The sequence below is a fragment of the Halomonas sp. genome, from assembly GCF_052095765.1.
Classification (GTDB): domain Bacteria; phylum Pseudomonadota; class Gammaproteobacteria; order Pseudomonadales; family Halomonadaceae; genus Halomonas.
In genome coordinates this window covers 15208-31432 of sequence record NZ_JBQDJZ010000003.1, presented here as the reverse complement: position 1 = coordinate 31432, position 16225 = coordinate 15208, and the positions used below count along the sequence as shown (strand labels likewise).

At 58.7% G+C, this 16225-nt stretch carries 16 protein-coding genes and 1 pseudogene; 4 read left to right on the top strand and 13 right to left on the bottom strand.

What is annotated here, in order from left to right; all coding sequences use genetic code 11:
* Positions 1–10 precede the first annotated feature (10 nt).
* Complete coding sequence (locus tag ACTH3D_RS00935) at positions 11–919, bottom strand: S66 peptidase family protein (RefSeq protein WP_441664306.1); 909 nt, start codon at positions 917–919, stop codon at positions 11–13.
* Between the two features lie 122 nt (positions 920–1041).
* Here ACTH3D_RS00935 and ACTH3D_RS00930 point away from each other — a divergent pair, with 122 nt between their 5' ends.
* Entirely contained in the window at positions 1042–1392 is a 351-nt protein-coding gene (locus ACTH3D_RS00930; protein ID WP_441664304.1) for a thioredoxin family protein, read from the top strand.
* An 82-nt stretch (positions 1393–1474) separates the two neighbouring features.
* Here ACTH3D_RS00930 and ACTH3D_RS00925 read toward each other — a convergent pair whose 3' ends face one another.
* Positions 1475–3685: a heavy metal translocating P-type ATPase gene (locus ACTH3D_RS00925; RefSeq protein WP_441664302.1), complete on the bottom strand. Its 2211-nt coding sequence runs from the start codon at positions 3683–3685 to the stop codon at positions 1475–1477.
* A gap of 88 nt (positions 3686–3773) precedes the next feature.
* Here ACTH3D_RS00925 and cadR point away from each other — a divergent pair, with 88 nt between their 5' ends.
* Positions 3774–4232, top strand: coding sequence for a Cd(II)/Pb(II)-responsive transcriptional regulator (gene cadR / locus ACTH3D_RS00920; RefSeq protein ID WP_441664384.1), 459 nt, complete (start codon positions 3774–3776; stop codon positions 4230–4232).
* Between the two features lie 104 nt (positions 4233–4336).
* On the opposite strand, the gene ACTH3D_RS00915 is transcribed toward cadR, so the two are convergent.
* From ACTH3D_RS00915 to ACTH3D_RS00890, 6 genes and pseudogenes are all read right to left on the bottom strand, one after another.
* Complete coding sequence (locus ACTH3D_RS00915) at positions 4337–5104, bottom strand: transporter substrate-binding domain-containing protein (protein WP_441664300.1); 768 nt, start codon at positions 5102–5104, stop codon at positions 4337–4339.
* A 145-nt stretch (positions 5105–5249) separates the two neighbouring features.
* The gene (locus tag ACTH3D_RS00910; RefSeq protein WP_441664298.1) at positions 5250–5981 is read right to left on the bottom strand and encodes an ABC transporter permease; all 732 of its coding nucleotides are present in this window, start codon (positions 5979–5981) and stop codon (positions 5250–5252) included.
* Entirely contained in the window at positions 5981–6685 is a 705-nt protein-coding gene (locus ACTH3D_RS00905) for an ABC transporter permease (protein ID WP_441664296.1), read from the bottom strand. Before ACTH3D_RS00905 ends, ACTH3D_RS00910 begins: the two co-directional genes overlap by 1 nt.
* Before the next feature lie 22 nt (positions 6686–6707).
* Positions 6708–7478 (bottom strand): annotated as a pseudogene (locus ACTH3D_RS00900) (ABC transporter ATP-binding protein).
* Positions 7479–7791: 313 nt separating this feature from the next.
* A complete protein-coding gene (locus ACTH3D_RS00895; protein WP_441664294.1) occupies positions 7792–8832 on the bottom strand; it encodes a succinylglutamate desuccinylase in 1041 nt (346 codons plus the stop codon).
* Positions 8833–8960: 128 nt separating this feature from the next.
* Positions 8961–9527 carry a lipocalin family protein gene (locus ACTH3D_RS00890; protein ID WP_441664292.1) on the bottom strand — a complete coding sequence of 189 codons (567 nt, stop codon included), beginning with the start codon at positions 9525–9527 and terminating at the stop codon, positions 8961–8963.
* Positions 9528–9638: 111 nt separating this feature from the next.
* Between ACTH3D_RS00890 and ACTH3D_RS00885 the strand changes: the two genes are divergently transcribed.
* Together ACTH3D_RS00885 and ACTH3D_RS00880 are read left to right on the top strand one after the other, a co-directional pair.
* Positions 9639–10538 carry a class I SAM-dependent methyltransferase gene (locus tag ACTH3D_RS00885; RefSeq protein WP_441664290.1) on the top strand — a complete coding sequence of 300 codons (900 nt, stop codon included), beginning with the start codon at positions 9639–9641 and terminating at the stop codon, positions 10536–10538.
* A gap of 89 nt (positions 10539–10627) precedes the next feature.
* A complete protein-coding gene (locus tag ACTH3D_RS00880; protein ID WP_441664288.1) occupies positions 10628–11944 on the top strand; it encodes a glycosyltransferase in 1317 nt (438 codons plus the stop codon).
* 3 nt (positions 11945–11947) lie between these two features.
* Here ACTH3D_RS00880 and ACTH3D_RS00875 read toward each other — a convergent pair whose 3' ends face one another.
* The 5 genes from ACTH3D_RS00875 to ACTH3D_RS00855 form a co-directional block, all read right to left on the bottom strand.
* The gene (locus ACTH3D_RS00875; protein ID WP_441664286.1) at positions 11948–12622 is read right to left on the bottom strand and encodes a TVP38/TMEM64 family protein; all 675 of its coding nucleotides are present in this window, start codon (positions 12620–12622) and stop codon (positions 11948–11950) included.
* Positions 12623–12685: 63 nt separating this feature from the next.
* Positions 12686–13513: a zinc-dependent peptidase gene (locus tag ACTH3D_RS00870; RefSeq protein WP_441664284.1), complete on the bottom strand. Its 828-nt coding sequence runs from the start codon at positions 13511–13513 to the stop codon at positions 12686–12688.
* A 3-nt stretch (positions 13514–13516) separates the two neighbouring features.
* Entirely contained in the window at positions 13517–15091 is a 1575-nt protein-coding gene (locus ACTH3D_RS00865; protein ID WP_441664282.1) for a GNAT family N-acetyltransferase, read from the bottom strand.
* Positions 15092–15187: 96 nt separating this feature from the next.
* Entirely contained in the window at positions 15188–15451 is a 264-nt protein-coding gene (locus ACTH3D_RS00860) for a DksA/TraR family C4-type zinc finger protein (RefSeq protein ID WP_441664382.1), read from the bottom strand.
* Positions 15452–15736: 285 nt separating this feature from the next.
* Positions 15737–16138 (bottom strand): heme-binding protein, encoded by a 402-nt coding sequence (locus ACTH3D_RS00855; RefSeq protein WP_441664280.1) that lies wholly within the window; start codon positions 16136–16138, stop codon positions 15737–15739.
* Between the last annotated feature and the right edge of the window lie 87 nt (positions 16139–16225).

The following is a 16225-nucleotide window of genomic DNA, read 5'->3' as shown; positions in this document are numbered from 1 at the left end:
ATCCCGTGGATTACCCTGCAATAACCAGCCGATCGCCGTCGATGCGCCCCTTGGCACCATAGCGCCAGGGTCTGTTGTGCAGACCGTGGCCGATGGGAAGGCCGCTGAATAGCGCTAAACCCAACGGGGTCAGCGTTTCGGCGACAATATCTTCCAGGCGGGTGTCGCGGTAGGGCGTGCAGCCTTCAAAGGTGCCCAGGCAGACCGCCGCGGCCTGGTCTAGCCCTCCGCTATGCACTAGTTGCCACAGCGCCCGCTCCAACCGGTAGTGTGGTTCGCCGACGTCTTCAAGGATGACTAAGGCGTTGAGCGGTGCATGAAAGGCCACCGGGGTTCCCACCATGCTGGCTAGCGTCATCAGATTGCCGCCAACCACCGGGCCCTGCAGTATTTGATCAGCGGGCGCTCCTGTGGAGGCGGATGACGGGCAGCGTGCCAGCGGATAATCACGGGATCCCGCGCCCTGAATCAGCGCCAGTGTCTCGCCGAGCTGGCGGTGAATGATTGCATGATCATTCGCTGGGGAGTCAAACAGCCCACCGGCGGCTTTTGCTACCGGACCGTGAATGGCCGGAATGCCGTGCAGATACCAGTGGTGTAGCAGCACGGTAACATCGGAAAAGCCGATCAGCGGCTTGGCATGCCGCTCCAGCAGCGCCCAGTCAATGCCGTCGATAAGCTGGGCGGCACCATAGCCGCCGCGTACCGCCCAGACAGCCTGGGTGTCGGGGTCCGCGTAGGCCACATGTAGCTGGGCCAAACGCTGTTCGCGGCTGCTCGCCAGGTAGCGCTGGGGAGATTGCAGCGGTTCGGTGTAGCGCACCTCGATACCCAGCGACTCCAGGCCGCGTATACCGGCATCCACGGTGTCTTGGGCGGTAAACGAAGAAGGGGCAATCAGGCTGACGGCGAGCGACATGGTGTAGGTTGTCCGTGATAGATGTGAGCGTTGAGCAGCTAAAGCCGCAAGGATGACACGGGCAGACGGCGTGTGCATCTGCTGCCAGTAAGTGCACCAAAGGACTTGATAGGGAAACGATGATGAAAACACTGACACAGCCCCACGAGCTTGCTGAGTTGGTCAGTACTGAGCCAGCGGCGCTAGTGCTGTTTGGCGGCCAGAGCTGTGGCGTCTGCCAAGCCATCAAGCCCCAGCTTGAGGCGATGTTGAACGAGCATTTTCCTCACATGGTGGCCTGTTATGTGGACTGCCAGAAGGAAGCCTCTTCGTTGTGTGCTCAACAGCGAGTGTTTTCACTGCCGGTGGTCAAGCTGTGGTTTGACGGCCAGCCGTTTGATGAGTTTGTGCGCGTCTTTTCACTGGGGGAAGTGCGGGCCGCAATCCAGCGGCCCTACTCCGCAATGGCTGCCATGTTTTCGGCCGAGGACTAACGGGCTATCCCTCCTTGGACGCTACCTTCGCCATTCATAGCCTATGACGCCCTTTAAGACTTGTCCCCGGCTTGCCGTTAGCTTATCTGTGTGCCAAGCGCAGCAGACGCAGTCCGTTAGCGACTACCAGCAGGCTGGCGCCCATGTCGGCAAACACCGCCATCCATAGGGTGGCCAGGCCGGCGAAGGCCAGCACCATGAAAATGGCCTTTAACCCGAGGGCGAAGACGATATTCTGGATCAACACCCGGCGAGTAGCGCGTGAAAAACGCAAGAATGTCGGGAGCTTACTAAGATCATCGTCCATCAGTGCTACATCGGCGGTCTCAATGGCCACGTCGCTGCCGGCCACGCCCATGGCAAAACCGATATCGGCTCTGGCCAGTGCCGGGGCGTCGTTGATGCCATCGCCGACCATGCCGGTCACGCCCTGGTGGGTGCGCTCTTCGATGGCGCTGAGCTTGTCTTCCGGCAGCAGCTCGCCGCGCGCTTCGTCGATGCCGGCTTCTCGGGCGATGGCGGCTACTGCGTTGCTGTTGTCGCCGCTGAGCATCAGGGTTTTTACACCTTCTTTATGCAGCGCTTTGATGGCGGCTACGCTGGTCTGACGCAGTGGGTCGCGCACCGCAAACAGTCCCAGCACTTGCTGTGTGTTGCCCAGCATGACAACGCTGGCGCCATCCTGCTGCATGCTGTCGATATGCGGCTGCACTTCTGTCATGTCGGCAGTCGGGCATTGCGCTTCGCGCAGGCGGCGATTCCCTAGCCACAAGGTTTCGCCGTTCAGCCGAGCGCTGATACCCATGCCGGGATGCTCACGGATGTCCTGAGGTTGTTCAGATTGTGCATTGCCCAGCGCCTGATGGATGGTCAGTGATACCGGATGGTTCGAGCCCCCGGCCAGTGCTGCGGCCTTGCGGGCAACGTTCAGGCGCGCATCGTCTTTTGCGGCATCAAGTGCTACCCAGTCTGTCAGTTCGGGCTCGCCGCGGGTGAGGGTGCCAGTCTTGTCCAGTGCCAGCCATTTGAGCCGGTGCCCCTGCTCCAGAAAGCGGCCGCCCTTTATCAGAATGCCGGCTCGGGCCGCAGCAGACAGGCCGCTGACTACGCTGACTGGTGTGGAAATCACCAGTGCGCAGGGGCAGGCGATCACCAGCAGCACCAGGGCACGATAGATGCCGTCTAGCCAGTCGCCAGTAAACAACAGGGGCCAGATAAGCGCGGTCAGTACCGCTACGCCGAATACCAGTGGGGTATAGACGGCGGCGAAACGGTCGATAAAGCGTTGGGTCGGTGCGCGGCTGGCTTGCGCCTGCTCCACTGAATGAATGATGCGCGCCAGAGTGGTGTCGTTGGCCGGACGGGTGGCGCGGTAGTCCATTTCGCCAAGCTGGTTGAGCGTACCGGCAAATACCGTATCGCCCGGGCCTTTGTCGCGGGGTAGGCTTTCGCCGGTGATCGGCGCTTCGTTGAGGGTTGTCTGACCGCGCACGATCTCGCCGTCCAATGCCAGGCGCTCACCGGCGCGAACGCGCAGCAGCTCGCCAACTGCGACGTCACTGGCGTCGACGTCTTCCCAGTCTCCCGCGGTGTTCTGACGGCGCGCCCGGGTTGGCGCTGTGCCAAGCAGGTCGCGAATGGCGTGACGGGCGCGGTCCAGCGAGCGCGCTTCGATGCGTTCGGCAAGGGTAAACAGCACCATTACCATGGCGGCTTCAGCCCAGTGGCCGATCAGCAGTGCACCGGTAACCGCCACACTCATCAGCGCATTGATGTTAAGCGTGCGGTGGCGAATAGCTAACCAGCCTTTGTACCAGGTGGGCAGGCCGACCATGATGATGGCAATCAGTGCGAAAACAGGGGCGAGTATCCAGGTGAATCCGCCCTCCGTAGCAGGCACAAAGGCATCGGCCAGCTCAGCGGCCAGCGCGATCAGTCCGGCCACGATGAGCTTGCTCCAGCCTTCGGCGGGCTTGGCCTGTGCTGTTTCTCCTCCCGGTGCATCCACCGGCTGAGGCGTCATGCCGGTGGCCTTGATGCGCCGTGTGATGTCATCTGTGTCGGCGTTGTGGTGATGTATGCTCAGCACCTGGCCCATCAGATCAAACTCCAACGCCGCCACACCGGGGGCATTGCCCAGTGCCTTGCGTAGCACGGTCTCCTCAGTGGGGCAGCACATTTCATCAATACGCAGGCGTAGCGTGTTACTGCCCTGTGGGATTGATGATGGCTGTGAGTCAGCAGGTGTCGGCTTGCTGGCCGAATGGCTTGAGCAGCAGTGATCATGCGCCATGATGAACTCCACAATGAAATATGTCTGGCAATGGCCCTATTTCACACCCTATAGTGAGTATAGAGTCAAGCCTTTGAGGAGTATGGCAGTGAAGATTGGCGAATTAGCCCAACGTAGTGACTGTCAGGTGGTGACCATTCGCTATTACGAGCGCGAAGGATTGCTGCCTGAGCCGGCGCGCAGTGAGGCAAACTACCGTATCTACAACGAAAGCCATGCCCAGCGACTGGCGTTTATCCGCCATTGCCGGGCACTGGACATGACTCTTGAGGAAATCCGTACGCTGTTGGCGCTGCAGGCGCACCCTGAACGTTCCTGTGGCGCGGTTAACGCGCTGATTGATGACCACCTTGCGCATGTGGCCACGCGGATTGCTCAGCTGGAAAAGCTTGAGCAGTCGCTGGTTGAACTGCGTGCGCGCTGTGTGGGTGATTTTGCGACCAGTGAGTGCGGTATTCTGGATGCGCTCAAGCAGCTGCCCAAAGAGGAGGTCAGCGAGGTGCAAGCCGCAGAGCAGGTTTCCGGTACTCAGTCATTGCATCGGTAACTTGCTGGTAGCAGGTGCACAAGCGTCGCGGCCCCGGACATTGCGTCCGGGGCCGCTCGGGTTTTAGATACCTTATCCGCCGAAGCTTTACTTCCGGCGAAGCCTTACTCGCCGAAGTACGTGGCGTGGATTTCGTCGTAGGTGCCGTTGTCTTTCAGCGTGGCCAGGGCTTCGTTGAAAGCGTTAGCCAAGTCTTCGTCACGCTGGCGGAAGGCCATGCCGAAGCCGTCACCGAAGTACTCCTTGGGCTCGGTGATCATTTCACCGATGACCTTGTAGTTACCGGCGTCGCTGTCCAGCAGTGTGGACTTGCCGATGGGGTAGTCAAGGAAGACGATATCCAGACGGCCGGAGTCCATGTCCAGCACCATGTCATCGGCGGTGGCGTAACGGTTGACGTCGGCCACGCTGCCGTAGAGGTCGGTGGCGTAGTTGTCCTGCAGGGTGCCACGCTGAACGCCGATGGTCATGCCTTTCAAGGCCTTGGTATCGGGCGTTTCGATGTCATTGTCGGCTGGGCCGAACCAGGCCGAAGGTGGGGTGATGTAGGGGTCAGAGAACAACACCTGCTCGCGGCGTTGGTCGTTGATGGTCATCGAGGACATGATGGCGTCGTACTTGCGGGCCATTAGGCCTGGGATGATGCCGTCCCAGCCCTGAACAACCCACTCGCACTGGATGCCGACCTCGGCGCACAGCGCATCGCCAAGATCGATATCAAAGCCGGTCAGCTCGCCATCCGGCGTACGGTATTCCATGGGCTCATAGGGGACATCCACAGCAATGCGGATATCGCGAACTTCGGCACTGGCGGTGGCAGCGACCATGGCGGTACCCAGCACACCCAGGCCCAGTATTTTCTTTAGCGTCATGAAATCTATCCTTTATTGTTGGTTCATGTTGTTAATTCAGGCCACCGATCCGGTGACGACTTACTCAGCATAGCCGATGCAGGAACTCGCTGAAAGCACTCAAACAAACGTTGGTTTCCATCCCTTGTGTATGTTTAGAAGTTGCTCATCCTGTGGCCGGCTTGAGATGAGCCAGCAGTTTTTTCTCCAGATAGCGGAAGAAAAACAGGATGGCAAAGGTGAGGCACAGATAGATCGCTGCGGCAAACAGAAACGCATCAAAGGGTGCATAGAAACGGGCGTAGACGAAGCGCGCTGCGCCAGTCAGGTCCATGATGGTGACAACGCTGGCGATCGCGCTGGCATGCAGCATGAAGATCACTTCGTTGCCGTAAGCCGGCAGGGCGCGGCGGAAGGCGCTGGGCATGACAATGCGGCGCATCATCAGCCGCTGGCTCATGCCGTAGGCGCGAGCGGCCTCGATCTCACCTTTTGGCGTTGACTTGATCGCACCACGGAAGATCTCAGTGGTATAGGCGGCCGTGTTCAGAGTAAAGGCCATGAGCGCCGGCATGAAAGGTTTTTCGAGAATTAGCCATAGCCAAGTGTCCTGAATGCCATCAACGAAAACCACACCGTAGTAGATCAGATACAGTTGGACCAGCAGTGGGGTACCGCGAAAGACGTAGCAGAAGAAAAAAATCGGCAGCCGGATCCAGGCTCGCTTGGATCCACGGCCAATGGACAGTGGCACGGCCAGCACCAGGCCGATGATCAGCGACAGGAATACCAGCTGCACGGTAGTCACCAAGCCTTCACCATAGTAGCCCAGCGTTTGCAGGGTAAAAATACTGTTACCTGCCAACAGCTGGTCAAGCCAGTTCATCAGGGCATCCATCAGTTCGCCTCCACATGGCCGGTATCGTAGCGCTTCTGCAGTCTCGCAAAGCCCCACTCAGAGACGCTGGCAATCAGCAGGTAGACGATGGCAACGATGATCATGAAGGTAAACGGCTCACGGGTAGCCTTGGACGCCTCAGACGCTACGCGCACCATGTCGGACAGGCCAATGACAGAGACCAGCGCGGTGGTCTTGAGCAGCACCATCCAGTTGTTGGACAGCCCCGGCAAGGCGTGCCGCATCATCAGCGGGAAACGGATGCGCCGGAAGACCAGCCACTGGGTCATGCCGTAAGCGCGCCCGGCTTCGATCTGGCCGCTGTCCACGGCGAGAAAGGCGCCACGGAAGGTTTCGCCCATGTAGGCGCCAAAAATTAGGCCAATGGTCAGCACGCCGGCGACGAACTCGTTGACGTTGATGAAGATGTCGACACCGAAGTGGTTGTAGAGGGCGTCGGTAACCTGGTTGATACCAATCTGGCCGCCGAAGAACAGCAGCATCATCAGCACCAGGTCAGGCACGCCGCGAATGATGGTGGTGTAAAGAGTACCAATGCGGTGCAGCAGCCAGTTGCGCGACATCTTGGCGCTGGCGGTGAGTAGGCCAAGTAAAATGGCCAAAACCAGCGAAAGCACCGCCAGCTCGATGGTGATCAGTGCGCCTTCCAGCAGGCGCGGGCCGTAACCGTGTAAATCGATCATGGAGTTTTCCTCGTCGGCAGGCTCAATGCTTGGGCGCCAGGAACTGCTTGAGCCGTTCGGAGCGCGGGTTGCCCAGTACCTGGACCGGCGGGCCGGCCTCTTCCACCTGGCCTTGGTGCAGGTAGACCACCTGGGTGGAAACATCCCGGGCAAAGGCCATTTCATGGGTGACCAGGATCATGGTGCGGCCTTCCTCGGCCAGGCCGCGGATGACTTTGAGTACGTCGCCGACCAGTTCGGGATCAAGTGCCGAGGTGGGCTCGTCGAACAGCATCACTTCTGGGTCCATGGCCAAGGCGCGGGCAATGGCACCGCGCTGCTGCTGTCCACCCGACAGCTGTGCCGGGTATTAGTCGGCACGCTCGCTAAGGCCGACCCGGTTGAGTAGCTCACGGGCGTGCTCGATGGCCTGTTTTTTCGACTTGCCAAGCACATGCACCGGCGCTTCGATGACGTTTTCCAGCAGCGTCATGTGGGCCCATAGATTGAAGCCCTGAAACACCATGGAAAGCTTGGCACGCATGGCAACCACCTGATTCCAATCTGCCGGTTCGCGCCCATGGCGTGTCTGTTTGAAGCGGATCGGCTCGCCATGAACGATGAGCTCGCCGGCGTCGGGCTGCTCCAGCAAGTTCATGCAGCGCAGAAAGGTGCTCTTGCCGGAACCGGAAGCGCCGATCAGCGTGATGACATCGCCTTTTTGCGCCTGTAGGGATAAACCCTTGAGGACTTCGGTATCGCCGAAGCGTTTGGTGATGTTGCGCACTTCCAGCGGAATCGGGGTGTCAGCCATGGGGCAGGGCTCCAGTACAAAGAATGGTCTGGTCGGCGGTGCAGGCGGCTGCTTGAGCGCCTTGGTTGAAAATGGTTGAACACCAAGCGTCACCCATGCTGACAAGGCCGACGGCAAGACATGACAGTTTGGTGATTCTATCAGGCCAGACAGTTGACAGCAGATGGAATCCGGCGGGATGGCATGACGGTGTGAACTGCCAACCGGGTGAAGGCGTCCGTGTCATTGCTATGTGCTCCATGATTGTTGTTGTATAGGTTTTTTGTCAGTTGTGTGTACTTACTTATAGGTGGCTAGCGGTGCATATCGGTGTTTAATCGTCCTGTGGGGGTACGGTTGAGGTCACCAACAGGGCTGCACGGGCACCCAGCTCTACGTTCGCATTGGGAAATACGACGCTCAGTGGGCGGTCGCCAACGGTGAAGGCACCGGCTTCGCCATCCTCGGCCAGGCGGGTACCTGGGGCAAACTCGCTGAAATTGGGCGTGTCGTCGGCAAAGCACAGGCGAAAATCCTCTGACTGGCGCATCAGCTCATGCTCAACTCGGAAAAAGTCCATAGCGCTTAGCGAGCCTCGCGCCGGCTCGCGGCCCTCAATCAGCGCATCCAGCAGTTCGCCCATCGGCAGCAGGGGAGCCAGGTTATTTTCGCCAAAGGGCAGAGCGCTGCCCAGTTCCAGGGTGAACGCTTGGGCGCCATGGTAGTGCTTCGTGTAATGGGAGAATGTCCAGCTGTGGGTATGCTGGTGCAGCACGGCCTGGATATCTGCGCCGGCCAGCCATTGCCATTGACGATGGTTCGTCTGCACGTCGGCAAATGGCTCTACTACGAAGCGCGGGTAACGGCTTTCGCGAATGGCGGTATGCAGGTCATAGTGCAGACGGGGATGAGTTGCGTGACGCTTGTAGAACCCATCAACGGTATCCATCAATGTGCGGGCACGATCGGCCTCATCACCAGTGCTATCGAGACCACGCTGGAACAGGCGGTTCAGGTTGGTTTCAACAAAGCGCGTGCCGGCACGGATGGCTGCGAGGTTGCCCAGTATCACCAGCACCGGCGCGCCAAGCTGTAGCAAACCAGCCTCCAGTCGCGCAAGGCTAGCGCCCATCAGCTCTATGGGTGCTGTCTCGTTGCCGTGGATGCCCACCGAGATCACGCAGGCTGGCGCCTGATGTTCAGCGTTCTGGCTGGTGTTGGCCGCTGACTGATTGGGGCGAAGCTCAAGCAACCCGGGCCCCAGTAGGCGGTAGTGACCGCCGGAGACCTGCCCGTGAAACACGTCTTGAGCAGAGCCCACGGCGCAATTACTTAAACCGTCTGCCAAACTACGCTCCAGCCACTCAGCCAGCATTGCTGTTATCTCCATCAAACTGACGCATCGGTTGATACCATTGGTTTACCTTCTCCGCTGAGCTCATTCTGCTCAAGCCCCGCTGTCGATTGGATATAACTGACGGGTGCGACGCTGTAACTTCTGTTTCAGCTACCCTGTGATTCAGGGCGTCGCCATTGACTGCAGCTTTCGCCTTGTTCGACGTCAAGCAGGCTGTTGGTATTGAAGCCCAGCTCGGCCGCACGGCTTGTCAGCTGCTGTTCGATATCAACAGGCAGTTCAGAAGTGCGCGACAGAATCCACAGGTAGTCGCGATCTGGGCCGGACACCAGTGACCACTGGTAGTCGTCGTCTAGCGCCAGGATGTTATAGCCGGCATAGAAAGGACCAAAAAAGCTGACCTTAAGGCGGCCAACGTTCTCATCGCCAATGAAGTAGGCTTTGCCTTCGGCCACGTCGGGCTCGCCGTCAGCAAGGTTGACGCCGCGGTTGATGACTTTGATACCACCGTCGTCGCGCACTGAATAGTCGGCAGTGACGCAGTCCAGACCTTCCTCGAACGAATGATTGAACCGGGAAATTTCATACCAGCGGCCCAGGTAACGCTGCAGCTCGAAGTTGTTGACCGCCTGGGTGCCTTCGGGGATGCCGGTACAGCCACCCAGGCTCAGTGTAAGCGCCAGAGGCGGCAGGCAGAGAAGATAGCGCGACATGAGTGCTCCTTGAAACAATAGGTGAGCAGGTTACGGATAAGGTCGGGATTTGGGTATCCTGATACTGAATACCTCGTGATACAGCCACGAAACAGCCATCAGGGGATTGCCATGAATGACCAGGTCGGACACGCCCATCGCCTTAATGCCCATTATGATGCACTTGCTGATACCCAGGGCGAAAGCTTGCGTCAGCGTTTGCGCAATGCGTTTCGACAGGCACTGCTCGATCCTGATCGGCTAACGCTGGATGATAGCGCCGGCATCGACCAGCTGCACCTTGGTGGGCGTCGTGCGAGCCGTTCTCTAGCGCGACTGGGCAAGTTCAGTGCCAGCATGTGCGTGCTGGACGTGGGCTGCGGTACTGGCGGGGCCAGTCGTCTTCTGGCTGACGAACATGGCGTTGACGTCTTTGGTGTGGATATCACCGCTGCCTTTATTAACGTTGCTAGCTGGCTCAGTCAGGCCACTGGCCTTGAGCATAAAACGCAGTTTTTATGCGCCGATGCGGCTGGTGTTCCGCTGGCCGACGGCTCGGTAGATGCCATCTGGTGCCAGCACGCGCTGATGAACATGCCGGATGTAACGGCGGTGCTGGCCGAGTGGCAACGGCTGCTGAATCCCGGCGGGCAGGTGCTGCTGCACGAGGTAGTGGCCGGCGATAATCTTGCACCGCTGCAGTTGCCAGTGCCCTGGGCAAGAAATGCAGACACTAGCCACTTGGTTTCGCTTAGCGAGCTGGAGTCCATGCTCGACGAGGCGGGCTTTGTGGCTGAGCATACCGAGGACGTTACTGCCACGGCGCTGGACTGGCGGCGTAAACATGCGTGGCGCGAGACGGCAGTTAATGACGGTGAGAAACCGCAACCGTCTGCTGTCAGCTTACCGGGGGCAGCAATGATTTTTGGTGATGATTTCGCGACCATGGGAAAAAACCTGGCTGCTAACCTGGCGGATGATCGGGTGCGAATCATTGAGGGTGTGTGGCGAAAACATTCACCTGTCAAGTAACGGTCAGGTAACATTCTGCGATTAGGTTTCTTGTCAGGTGGCAGAACTTGCTTCTGGAAACGGGGAGCACCACTTTTTTGAATGTGCTGATGTTTACCAATACCTATCTGCCGACTGTTGGCGGAGTCAGCGAGTCAGTACAGCGGCTCAAGCGGCAGCTACAGGCTGCTGGTCACCGTGTGTTGGTAGTAGCGCCGCGCCTGGCGGGTCAGCCAGAGCATGAAGACGACGTGGTGCGGGTGGCAGCAGTTCAGCACTTCAATGGCAGCGATTTTTCCTTGCCGGTGCCGATTGCCGGGCAGCTGTTTGAGGCTATCGAGGCATTCGAGCCTGATATTGTCCACTCTCATCACCCCTTTCTGCTGGGCGACACCGCAGCTAGGGCAGCAGAAACGTACGGTCTGCCACTGGTGTTTACTCATCACACCCTTTATGAGCATTACACCCACTATGTGCCGGGGGATTCGCCGCGCATGCAGCGTTTTGCGATTGCGCTGGCAACACAATATACCTGGCTGTGTGATCGGGTCATTGCTCCCAGCGAGAGTATTCGGCAGTTGCTAGTTCAGCGTGAGGCCAACCCGGAAATAGAAGTCGTGCCCAGCGGCGTGGACACCGCCCGTTTTGCTCGGGGCGATGGCCAGGCAGTGCGCGGGGAGTTCGCTATTGCCGACGAGGCCTGTGTGTTTGGCCACACGGGGCGACTGGCGCGGGAAAAAAATCTGCCGTTTTTAACTGAAGCTGTATGCACTGCGCTGGTTGAGCAGCCCCAGGCACATTTTCTGGTGGTCGGTGATGGCTTTGCCGTCGACGAGATGCGGCGTATTGCACAGGCCCACGCGGTCGAGAAACGCGTGCATTTCACCGGCGAGTTGCATGGCCAGACGCTGATCGATGCCTATCACGCCATGGATGTTTTCGCTTTTGCCTCACATAGCGAAACTCAGGGAATGGTTATTGTCGAAGCGATGGCTGCTGGTCTGCCTGTTGTTGCCATACGCGCTCCTGGGGTAACAGAGGTCCTCCATGATGGCCGCAATGGCAGGCTGCTGGAAGATGACGATGTTGAAGAAATGGCCGCGGTCCTGCTGAGGTTATGTAAGCCGGTTTGTCGTGAACCAATGAGTCAGTGGGCACGCTGTATGGCAGTTGACTATGACGAGCAGCGCTGCGCTGAACGTTGCCTGACGCTGTATCGCGGCGTGATTGCCCAGGGCGGCCCTTTTACTCACGCCGACGATGGTGGCTGGGACAGGGTGCGTAGCCGGCTGGAGGCTGAGTGGCAAATGTTGCGTTATCGCGGGCGTCTGTTGCGCCAGCTGGTGCAGGAGGAGTGGCAGCAGGAACGCCCGGACTGGTGGCCGGGTGCGTCGCGGGATGACGCTGATCGTCCACCCCAGGAGTAGCATTCAATTTTTGCGGTGAACGGCCCAGCGTTTGAGAAACCACAGCATCGCCATACCGGCTGCCAGCCCGAGGGTTGCTAGCACAATCTCCCGATGGCTTTGTGCCGTAGCCAGCTCGCCCAGCTGGCTGCCTAGCAGCGTCACCGCGGCAAGCCCCGGCGCGATGCCAAGCGTTGAGCCAATCATGTAGTCGCGAAAACGCAGGCGGAAAGCCCCGGCCATCATGTTTGTCAGCGTGAACGGAGCCAGTGGCAGCAGGTTGATGATCACCATGGTGCGGATGCCGCGTCCGGATAGGTAGCGTGCCAGCTCGCGTAGCCGTTGACCGCCGTGATGCATCAGCGCCTCACGGCCGATCAGGTGGCCCACCCACCAGTTAAGTACTGAGGCGCTCAGTGTACCAGCCAGCGCATAGCCAAACCCCCACCAGGGGCCGAACAGCAGGCCGGTCAGCGCGACCATCAGGCTTAGCGGAAACATTACCAGCGATGCCGCCGCATACAGGCCCATGACGACCAGCACCGCCCAGGGGCTGTCCGTCCAGCCCAGCGAGTGATGAGCCAGTGCCAGCAGATTTTCCACGTTCATGAGATCCTGCATGGCCAGCCACTGCCACAATAGCCCGAGGCCAAGCAGAAGGGTAAGGACGACGAGTATCAGTCCGAAAGGGCGAAACATGGACGTCCCAAGCTACCTGTATCGTTGAATGAAGCTGCTTTCTGTTCAAGCGCGGATAGCTGCTCAGCCACTGGCTTGCGCTGGAGCGGCTGGGCCATGGTTGAAGCGAGCAAGCGGATCTTGGCGAAAGTAACGCTTGAGCAGGTCGTACAGCTCTGGGTAGGCTGCATCCAGCTGCTCGGGTGCGCTGAAAAAGATCTCGCAGGTGACGGCAAAGCACTCGCCCGGCAGGCTGGCGGCGTAGGCGTCGATGGGTGGTGTCTCGCCCCGGGCAATGTGACTCTGAAGGTCATCCCACACGGCGGTGTATACCCGGTGCCATTCCTTCGGGCTCATGTCGTTAGACAGCGGTGGGTAGCCGTCGGCATTGACTGAATTGCGCATATCTATCTTGTGAGCGAACTCATGAATGAGCACGTTAAATCCATTGCGGCTACCGCTGGCTACCACGTCTGGCCAGGAGGCGACTACCGGCCCCTGGTAGGATGTTTCACCGGCGCGCCGATGCTCGTAGTCATGGGTGACGCCGAAAGCATCGGTCTGTTTGACCTGACGTTTAAAAGCCCCTGGCAGAACCTGCAGCTCGTGCACATTAGACTGCATATCGCGGTGGTCAGTGTCATTCCAGCCCAACGTGAGTAGGCAGATCTGTGCGGCAATGGCCAGGCGCTGGTCAGCGCCTAGCTCAATATTGTCTGCCAGGTCTGGGTGTAGGCTCAGGTGCTTGTCGTGCATGAAGCGCCAGGCACGCTGGCCCAGGCGCTGTGCATCTGGCTCATCGAGTCCCGTCAGTATCGGGAGGCGTGCCATGGCGCGCTGCCAGTCCTGCTCGGGAAACGGGTGGCGCGTTAGAAAAAGCCACTGACGTAAGCGTCTTATAAACCCGAACATGGCTTAGCTGTCCTCGGTGTCACGAGCGCCTGACTTCCATGACCAGTCGCGCAGGCGCAGATCAAATAGGTCTTTGCGACGGTCCTTTAGGTTGGTTACTGAGCCTTCGTTGCGCACCATGGTGAGGCGCGTCAGGTCCAGGTCTGAGAACATGATCATCTCGGTGTTGGGGGTGGTTTCCGAGAGTACCGCGTCGTGGGGAAAGGCGAAATCGGAAGGCGAAAATACCGATGACTGGGCGTATTGGATATCCAGGTTTTCGATGGATGGTACGTTGCCGACGCTGCCGCACAGCACCACGTAGCACTCGTTTTCAATGGCCCGGGCCTGGGCGCAGTGGCGTACGCGTAGATAACCGTTCTTGGTGTCTGTCCAGAAAGGCACGAACAAGATATCCATGTCCTGCTCGGCAAGCAGGCGGGACAGTTCGGGAAACTCCACGTCGTAACATATCTGGATGCCGACCCGACCGGCATCGGTATCAAAGACCTGCAGGTCGTCACCACCCTCGACCACCCAGTCGCGCCGCTCCTGGGGGGTGATGTGTAGCTTCGATTGCGCATCGATGGAGCCGTCACGGTGGCACAGGTAGGATACGTTATACAGACGGTCGTCTTCTCTTACTTCGACCATGGAACCAGCCACGATGTTGATGTTGTATGACACGGCCATGCGTGACAGTTCGGTCTTGAACCGTTCGGTGAAGCTGGCCAGAAAACGGATGGCGGCGTGCTGATCCTGCTGGGCGGCACGGTCCTGCAGGCCCATCAGCGGTGCGTTGAACAGCTCCGGAAATACGGCAAAGTCGCTTTTGTAGTCGGACAGGGCATCGACGAAGTACTCGATTTGCTGCAGTACCGCTTCTACCGAATCGAATTCGCGCATCTGCCACTGTACTGCGCCGACTCGTACCTGGGTTTTGCGTGATTCCAGCACCAGGTCTGCCGGTTCGTACAGGAAGTTGTTCCACTCCAGCAGGGTGGCATAGCCCTGGGATTTATCGTCTTCAGGCAGATAGTTGCGCAGTAGGCGCTTGACCTGGAAGTCGTTGGCCAACTGGAAGGACAGGATCGGGTCGTAAATTTCCTTGCGAGTGACCTCGTCGATGAATTGTGTGGGCGACATACTGTCTGCGTAAGCATGGTATTCGGGGATTCGCCCCCCAGCCAGAATGGCACGCAGGTTGAGGCTACGACACAGCTCCTTGCGTGCATCGTACAGACGCCGTCCCAACCGATAACCCCGATAGGAAGGATGGATCAGCACATCTAGTCCATACATGGCGTCGCCATCCGGGCTGTCAAGAATTACCTCACGCGTACCGATCAGGTCGTTGTAGCGGTGCGGGTTGGTAAACTCGTCATAGGACACCCGGACAGTCAGAGCGATGCCAACCAGCCTGTTGTCATCCTCAATGGCAATCTGGCCATCGGGGAAGGAGTCAATTAGGGTGTCCATGGTGTGTTTTGACCAGGCGCCGCCAATATCGTCGTAAACGGCGTCCATCAGCGTTTCGAGCTGTGGGTAGTCGTCGCTGGTCAGGTTGCGCAGCGTCAGCTGCAGGTCATCGAGGGCCATGGCAAAAAATTCCGGGGTAGTGCGAGTGTATGAGGGCGGTAGTCTAGCATCTGAGCTGACCTGATCGTCAGTGAGGCTGTGGGCAAGCCTGCAGCGCTAACGCAGCTGGCTGTCCTTGCTGCCGCGGCGGTTGAAGCCGCGTTGAACCTGTTGTTTATCGCGCTCGGCCTGGCACGCCAGGCACAGCTGTACACCAGGAACTGCCTGACGGCGGGCTTCCGGAATCGGCTCGTCGCACTCGCTGCAAAAGGCTGCGCTTTCGCCGTGAGGTAGCGCGCTGCGTGCCCGCTCAAGCTCGTCGCTGATACTGTCGTCAATTTGTTGCTGGACGTCGCCGTCTTTTGACCATCCTCCAGCCATATCAACACCTCGCCATAACGTCATATTTGCATCATGTCGGCTGATTTTGTGATCCAGCCTATGGTCAAGCATTTACCAGCACGACTCGGCTTGTCAAAACAGGGCTGCCACAAGAGCAGGCCAGTGAGCTGACTCAGCCGGTAATTTTCGACATGGGCAGCTTGAAACGGGGTGCTCTGATGAGCTGGCCTGATCGGTTAGTACGAACGGATAGGAAAAAGCCGCTTCTGGCTGGTGCAGAAGCGGCTGGCTATGATGGGATTGAAAACTGCCGTTGTTGTGTCGTCAACGCATGGCGGCAATACTGGCTCTGGCGACCTGGGCATCCTGGTCGGCCTTGACGCCGGAAACGCCAACGCCACCGATCACCTGACCTTCAATGACGACAGGTACTCCACCTTCCAGCAGGCCTTGCAGCGGCGCCGACAAAAATGCGCTGCGGCCGCCGTTGATCATTTCTTCAAAGAACTGGGTTTCCTTGTGGCTGAAAGCGGCGGTGCGAGCTTTCTGTGCGCTGATCATGGCGGTCATGGGCGCGGCACCGTCCAGTCGGCGTAAACCAATCAGTTCACCGCTGTCGTCAACCACCGAGACAGTGATGTTCCAGCCGTTATCAAGCGCTTCCTGTTGGGCGGCATTCAGTATGGCGTTGACCTCCTTGAGGCCAAGAATGGACTTCTGTTGCACGGGATTCTCCTTTTTATAATGAATTATTGAGAGAGGATGCTGGTGTTGCTAGGGACAAGTCACAAGCCGTCGAGCTTACTGCCAGGC